This is a genomic window from Streptomyces sp. NPDC021622 (genome assembly GCF_040640795.1).
Classification (GTDB): domain Bacteria; phylum Actinomycetota; class Actinomycetes; order Streptomycetales; family Streptomycetaceae; genus Streptomyces.
On sequence record NZ_JBFACK010000051.1, the window covers coordinates 1 to 1,057 of the forward strand.

General features: G+C 68.5%; 1 protein-coding gene. It reads left to right on the plus strand.

Annotation, left to right across the window (positions count from 1 at the left end):
- On the plus strand, positions 1-1,057 hold a 1,057-nt coding region (locus AB0G47_RS40865; protein ID WP_360781196.1), incomplete at both ends, for an AMP-binding protein.

The following is a 1,057-nucleotide window of genomic DNA, read 5'->3' on the forward strand; positions in this document are numbered from 1 at the left end:
CGGAGTTGTTCGAGGCGCAGGCTGTGCGTGTGCCGGACAGCGTTGCGGTGGTGGACGGTGAGGTGTCGTTGACGTATGGGGAGGTGAATGAGCGGGCGAATCGGTTGGCGCGGCGTCTGGTGGCGCGGGGTGTGCGGTCGGATTCGTTGGTGGCGGTGTTGATGGACCGCTCGGCGGAGCTGTTGGTGGCGTTCTTGGGTGTGCTGAAGGCTGGTGGTGCGTTTGTGCCGCTGGATGGGGGCCATCCGGTGGAGCGTTTGCGGGCGGTGGTGGCCGAGGCCGGTGTGTCGGTGGTGCTGGTGGACGAGGCGTCGGCCGGTCATGCGCTGTTGGCGGATTCGGGTGGGTGTGCTCCGGGTCTGGATGTGGTCGGGGTGGATCTGGCGGAGCTGGGTGAGGGTGCGGGTGCGGGTGATCTCGGTGTCCGGGTTCTGCCGGGGAATTTGATGTATGTGATGTATACGTCGGGTTCGACGGGGGTGCCGAAGGGTGTGGCGGCCACGCACGGGAATGTGGTGGCGTTCTGTGTGGATGGTGCGTGGGATGCGGTGGTGGCCGAGCGGGTGATGATGCAGGCCAACCATGCCTTTGACGGGTCGACGTATGAGGTGTGGGTGCCGTTGGTGCACGGTGGCCGGGTGGTGATTGCTGCGCCGGGCCGGGTGGATGCGGTGGAGCGGGGGCGGCTGATCGAGCGGGCCGGGCTGACGAATGTGCATGCCACGGCGGGGCTGTTCGGGGTGTTGGGGGAGCAGACTCCGGAGATTTTCGCGGGGGTGCGGGAGGTGTCGACCGGTGGGGATGTGGTGTCGGCGGCGGCCGTCCGGGCGTTGCTGGCGGCGCATCCGCAGATGGTGGTGCGTTCCACCTATGGTCCGACGGAGACGACGGCGTTTGCCACGCAGATTCCGTTCCGGGCGGGTGAGGTGGTGCCGGCGTCGGTGCCGATCGGGGTGCCGATGGACAACATGCGGGCGTTCGTGCTGGACGCGGGGCTGCGTCCGGTGCCGGTGGGGGTGGCGGGTGAGTTGTATCTGGCCGGGGCCGGGCTGGCGCG